Raw genomic sequence first — 5,679 nt, 5'->3', positions numbered from 1 at the left:
CCCATTCATTGAGTCGCTATCAGCCAACGCTCACTGGCGAGACTCGATCGTATCGCCTTAATTGACAAAAGAGAGAGCGTTACAGATTCCACCCCCGCACAAGGGACCTGTCTGTTTCGCGCTCTATGAAATGCAGCCGTCTTCTTGGATTACGCAGCGTCAAGCTGCCGCCGCCTTAAACATGAGTGAAAGATCCTTGCTGCGCCTTCGCAGCAGGGGCCTCTTTCCTGCCGGTGAGTGTTGGGTAAGGAAAGTACCTACCAACCTCAATAGCCATGTCCTTTATGACCTTGGTGCTTGCAGCCACAAGCTGGCAATGGCCACAATCGCGGCGCAAATAGAGCCAGACCACCTTGGCCATCACTGTCTTGAGGCAGTGGCATGAAAAAAGCCGCCATTGACGGCGGCTCATCGATGGTCAATCTCACCACCATCGTAGCCACCGCGTCATCTCAGGCTGTCTTGGACTTAGACAGCACAATCCTTGGACATACCACACCTCGCTCAGGTGCAGTTCAGTCTCAAAACAACACGGCAAACGCCAGTAATTGCGTTGCTGTTACGGCCGATGAGACAGAAAAACAGGAAGCCACGCTGCACTCGACACAGGTGCGCTGCAGCCGCACGCTGCGGCACTGGCTTGGCAAAGAAGAAACCTGGGAGGTGTTGGTAAGGGCTGGCGCCACTGCACCACGCAAGGTTGCAGCGGCTTGTGGCCAGCTATGGCCTAAAAGGCCGCCAAGCGGAACAGGCGTGACGCGTACCTACTCGTGGCCTGAGATGCAAGCCATTGCTGCCCATCTCAGCGGTGAGGTGCAGTGATGGCCGAATTCACCGCCAGCAGTAAGGGCAACCCTTGCCCGATTTGCAGCCGCACCAAAGACGGTGACTGCAGGATCAGCGCAAGCCTGGTCTTGTGCCATCACGGCAGCGAACACCACCCGCCAGCAGGGCTGAAGCCCGGTGATGTAGTTGGCAAATGGGCGTTCACCGGCAACACAGCCGACGACCGCGCCGCCACCTTTACGCGGCACAAGCCCAGGCATGAGCCGGTAGAACCACCTACCAGGGGCGCCGAGGCCTTCTGGCGTTACAGCGGCACATTTGTCGTCACCCGCTTCCCCGGCAAGCGCATCCTGCCACTGAGCTGGGACGGCAGCAGGTGGATATGGCGCGCGCCAAAAGGTCTGCGGCCGCTTTTGCTCAGTCAGTCGCTGCAGCAGGAGCCTGATGCAACGGTATTGATCGTCGAAGGGGAGAAAACCTTTGACGCAGCTCGCCGACTACTGCCTGGCGTTATCGCCTGCTGTTGGAGCGGTGGCTGCAAAGCACTGAGCAAAACCGACTTCACGCCACTGCGAGGCCGGAAGGTTGTCCTGTGGCCCGATAACGACGACCCAGGCCGTGAGGCAATGGCTGCATTGGCTCAGGTGCTGGATGGCATCGGCGCCGCCAACGTGAAGGCAGTCGCTAACCCTGACGACGCTCCTAAGGGCTGGGATCTAGCTGATGCGGATTGGACACCAGAGCAAGCATCTGACTGGGTGAAGGCCAACACCACAGCAGTGGAGCGCAGCAACAGCAAGCCAGCCAAAACCAGCAAGCCGGAGCACAAGGCTCGGCCTATGTCGCATACCAAGGCAATGGCTTGTTTTGACCGTTGCGTGGTGGTGCAAGCCAGCCGAGAACGCAACAGCTTGCGCCGTCGTGCCCGCCTGTTGAAGGCAGCAAAGGATCTGGGACTTGCCGCCTACATCAACAGACAAGAGATTGCCCAGCGGGTAATGGAGGCAAAGGATCGCGCTACTGGCGGTGGATTCAAATCATTGACGGCAGCAGACCGCGCCGCGATGCCAAAGCCCGTGGTGCATTGGCTGCTCTCTGGGTTAGTACCAGCGGTAGACATGACGATCATTGGCGGCAGGCCCAAGGTCGGCAAAACACGACTAGCTGTTGCCATTGCTGCCGCTGTGTTGACCGGCAAGCCGTTGCTTGGTTTTCCTGCGCCCTCAGTAACTCGCCCGGTGATTTTGGTCACTGATGACCAGGCCGATGGCGACACCGCCGACATGCTGGAGGCGCTGCATTTATGGGATCACCCTGCGCTGGTTTGGTCCCGTAGTTTCCGGTTGACGGAGCCAGATGTTGATTCACTGCTGGAAACGGTCAAAGCAAACCCTGGCGCCGTGGTTGAACTGGACAGCTTGCGCAGCATCGGACGTTCGCTCCAACACGGGGAAAACGATCCTGAGATTGGTGCCACGCTCTACGACCTGAAGCAGGCCGTGATCGACAACGGCGGCACCTTGCTGTTGATTCACCACTGCAACAAAACCGCTGACCTAGTTGGTGTTGAGGCGCTAAGTGGCCACAGCGCCATCTCCGGTGCCGCAAACACTGTTTTGACGATGCACTACCTGCCGGGTGCCAATGGGCAGCCAGACAAGGCATCACCCGAACGGCGGTTGGTTCGTGAGGCGCGTTCAGGTGAGGGGTTTGACCTGGTGATTGCAAGAGATGGCAACAGTTTTCGCAAGGTCAGCGACCTTGGCCAGTGGCAACAGCAGCAAAAGCAATCCAGCAAGCTCGAGAAACTCACCAATGTTCAGCAGCAGGTGCTGGATGCACTTGAGGCCAGTAATGAATGGATGACTAGGCGCCAGGTTTGTGATGCCATTGGCGCTGAATGGGGTGACCGTGGCAGATGCCCCGAGGCGCAACAGGTAACGCGATCACTTCAGCGGTTGGTGGAGATTGAAACCATCGAGTCCGCGCGCACCGGCAATGAATCGACCTATCGCGCCTTGCATAGTGCTCAAATTGAAAAATCATCAATGTCACCGATGCCATTCAGTGATACCAAAGGATCCCAATGGCATCACGACTTGATGCCATTGATGCCACCCGTTGAACGGACTGGTTGTGGCATCAGTGGCATTACTTCAGCAAATCGCTTGAATCCATTGCCACGACTGGATGTCATTGACGTCTTTGGTGATTTGCCGGTACAAGCCCCCATACCTGGATTCATTGATCCATCGCCAGTACCTGTTGGCAGTGGCGCTGATGTGATGGGTGACACCTATGACAGACATTGGCCGGAGCGGCGCTAATTTGTATCACTGCGGCACAAAACTGCCATTTGTGTCCAGTTTTTCTTGGTCCAAAAATCTGGCTGTTTTCAAACCCCTTGCTATCGCTAGGGTTCGGGTGATTGCGTCACTGCTGTGATGACAGGTCTGCCAACGCGAACAGCGCACCCCGCTAACCACTGGACCCACCTATCACGGCGAATTGAGGTTTTCCTTCTGGTGGATCGTGGCGGCCCAAAAGCAGCCACCAGCGCCTCAAGCTCTGCATCATCAACACCATCCAGCAGTCCACCCAGGTCAGCAGCAGCTAGCTCCAAGGCCTTGGCGGCTTGGTAGAGCTGGTTCATCTCCATCGCTTGCCATAGGGTTGTTGGTGCTGGTTGCGGTTAGGTATCACTACCAGCTCAGCCAATAGTCGCAGGGCACCTACTGCTGCTGCTGGGTGATGGCGTTCCATTGCAACCCGTGCGGATTCATCAAGGCGATGGATGATCCCGGCCAGTACATCAGCGGCGCTTACATCAGTTAGATCGGCCACCACCTCAGCGTGGGCAGTGGCAACAATCCGCCTTGCCTGACGCCTGCTAATCCCCTGCGCATCGGCCAGTTTGGTCACGATCGCGGTGGTGCTGTAACCATCCTGCAACCAGCGCAGCGCCATTGCCTTACGCGCTGAGGTAACGCTGGCGCCAGCCATTAGATCGCTCCATTGGCCCGTAAGCGCTCCATCAAACGCTCACGCAGGTGATACGGCAGGTCAACCTCGGCAATGGCAGCCAGGATCCTTGCAGCGCCGTTGTAGCGGGCATCAGTGATCCGCACTGCTGCTTCGAGAACGCTCTCAGCCTTAGCCATGCAGCAACCCCTCCAGCCAGGTGATCTCGCGGCGGGTATTACCAGCAGCAGGTTCTAGGTAGGAATGCCCTGCATCAATTTGTTTTTGCAGGTTTTCTAGCTGTTGATTTAGTTCCTCCAGCCGGTGCTGGAATTGCTGGAGATAATGCGGTTGCCTTGCCAAGGCAGGCATCTGCTGCCCGGTTACCCAGCTAACAAAAGCAGGTGCCGGGCCAGTGTGGTTTGGATCATCAAGACGATCTCTGGCATCCAGTTGCCGCTGCAAGGTGGCACGCCAATCTGCGGGCTGTAGGTGCAACCAACCTGCTGTTGGATGAGGCCGGCACAACATCACCAGCGCCTCCCAGTAGTGGGGCTAACACCAGCCAAATTTGACCGTTCCAGGTGTTGCCGTTGCTGTTGGTTATGCAAGCGGGTGGCTTCAGTTGCCTCCTGCATCCTGGTGATAGTTGCCTGCCGGGCTTCAGCGGCTTCAGCTTCACGGCGCTGCAGGTCAGAGCCCACACCTAGGAACGCAGCCAAGGCTGGGTCACGCCTTGCCAGCAGGCTTTTTAGCGTCAAATTGCGGCCTACATCAGTACCAGAGACAGGCTTGCCATAGGCCCGTAGCGGCGGCACACCACCACAACCAACGATCCGTGCCTCAACCTGGCGGGCATCATTTTCGATGCGCTCAGCTTCAGCGTGGGCCTGGCCGATCATTGCGTCGAGGTCATTCATACCGACACCTCCATTGCGCGACGGCGTGCTTGCGCAGAATCCAGCGGAGATAACTCCGGCGCATGGGGTAGGTCGTCGTCAGGCTGAAACCTGGCTAATGAGCGCTCGTATTGGGCCTCATTACGAAGATCCAATAGGGCTAGTTCACCCAACAATGCAAGCCTTCCTTTTGGTGCTGTCACAACCCCCCCCCCGGGCTGATGTGATTCAGTCTACGGAGGGTGTAAGGAATTCCTGCCTATGCCGGCCTACTTATTGCCCAGGATTCGACGGCGTTGAGCTTCTGCGTCTTCATCTCCAATTGGTGAAGGAGAGGGCAGTTTCTCGTCCAGTGCTCCATGGTGCTCTGCAAGAAGGCGAAGATATTTTCGGGTCTTCAGATCAGAGAGACCTATTGCCGCCAAAAGTGCCAGCGGCCCAAAGACAAGCCCGCTAATACCCCAGGAGAGCCCTCCGTGACCTTTTGATTCAGCCACCCTTCCGCTGAATGCAGCACAGGTCAGGACTAGAAGCAAGACAAGCAGGATTTCCAAGGCTTTTGAGAAGGTTCTGGGCCCAGTCTCGCCAGCCACCTTTCAAATGTCCACAGGTTGATTTCCCTGGATGCGGCCCTGGTGGATGGGCAGGACCTCCATGGGCTGCTGCAGACGTGGCTTAGCCGTGTGGCGTGAGCGGGTTGCTGCGTCACTCGCTGTCACTCGCCGAGAATGCAGTCGTGCCAAGGCGTCGGCAGGAATAAGCGTGCAAAACGAATGAAGCTCAGCCGAGATGCGCTGCAGTGCAGTGGATTCAAGAATTTGCCGACGGATTGACGACGCGCACTGCCGACGGGTGCACATAGGTCGCAAGCTGTGCAGTCGGGAACCACTGCGCTGCAGTTGGTTTAGTCAATCGGGGCGACAGGATTCGAACCTGCGACCTAGTGCTCCCAAAGCACCCGCGCTACCAAGCTGCGCCACGCCCCGCCCTTCCCAACTTAGCCCTCGGCCCGCCAGCCACAGCTGGCGTCGGT

Annotated in this window: 7 protein-coding genes and 1 tRNA gene; 2 read left to right on the top strand and 6 right to left on the bottom strand. The window is 57.6% G+C overall.

All coding sequences use genetic code 11. The features are described from left to right. The first annotated feature begins 381 nt into the window (after positions 1 to 381). Positions 382 to 822: a hypothetical protein gene (locus tag KBY49_RS11700; protein WP_254935008.1), complete on the top strand. Its 441-nt coding sequence runs from the start codon at positions 382 to 384 to the stop codon at positions 820 to 822. Next, the gene (locus KBY49_RS11695) at positions 822 to 3,113 is read left to right on the top strand and encodes an AAA family ATPase (RefSeq protein WP_254935007.1); all 2,292 of its coding nucleotides are present in this window, start codon (positions 822 to 824) and stop codon (positions 3,111 to 3,113) included. The genes KBY49_RS11700 and KBY49_RS11695 overlap by 1 nt, the downstream gene beginning before the upstream one ends. Before the next feature lie 322 nt (positions 3,114 to 3,435). On the opposite strand, the gene KBY49_RS11690 is transcribed toward KBY49_RS11695, so the two are convergent. The 6 genes from KBY49_RS11690 to KBY49_RS11665 form a co-directional block, all read right to left on the bottom strand. Further along, entirely contained in the window at positions 3,436 to 3,789 is a 354-nt protein-coding gene (locus KBY49_RS11690) for a hypothetical protein (RefSeq protein ID WP_254935006.1), read from the bottom strand. Continuing rightward, positions 3,789 to 3,947, bottom strand: coding sequence for a hypothetical protein (locus tag KBY49_RS11685; protein ID WP_254935005.1), 159 nt, complete (start codon positions 3,945 to 3,947; stop codon positions 3,789 to 3,791). Before KBY49_RS11685 ends, KBY49_RS11690 begins: the two co-directional genes overlap by 1 nt. Beyond that, entirely contained in the window at positions 3,940 to 4,110 is a 171-nt protein-coding gene (locus KBY49_RS11680) for a hypothetical protein (RefSeq protein WP_254935004.1), read from the bottom strand. The genes KBY49_RS11685 and KBY49_RS11680 overlap by 8 nt, the downstream gene beginning before the upstream one ends. Before the next feature lie 167 nt (positions 4,111 to 4,277). After that, complete coding sequence (locus tag KBY49_RS11675; RefSeq protein ID WP_254935003.1) at positions 4,278 to 4,667, bottom strand: hypothetical protein; 390 nt, start codon at positions 4,665 to 4,667, stop codon at positions 4,278 to 4,280. A gap of 248 nt (positions 4,668 to 4,915) precedes the next feature. After that, on the bottom strand, positions 4,916 to 5,200 hold the full coding sequence (locus tag KBY49_RS11670; RefSeq protein ID WP_254935002.1) for a hypothetical protein: 285 nt from the start codon (positions 5,198 to 5,200) through the stop codon (positions 4,916 to 4,918). A gap of 358 nt (positions 5,201 to 5,558) precedes the next feature. After that, positions 5,559 to 5,632, bottom strand: a tRNA-Pro gene (locus KBY49_RS11665). Positions 5,633 to 5,679 lie beyond the last annotated feature (47 nt).

This window comes from Cyanobium sp. WAJ14-Wanaka (assembly GCF_024345375.1).
Taxonomy (GTDB): domain Bacteria; phylum Cyanobacteriota; class Cyanobacteriia; order PCC-6307; family Cyanobiaceae; genus Cyanobium_A.
This window is presented reverse-complemented; position numbering and strand designations above follow the sequence as displayed.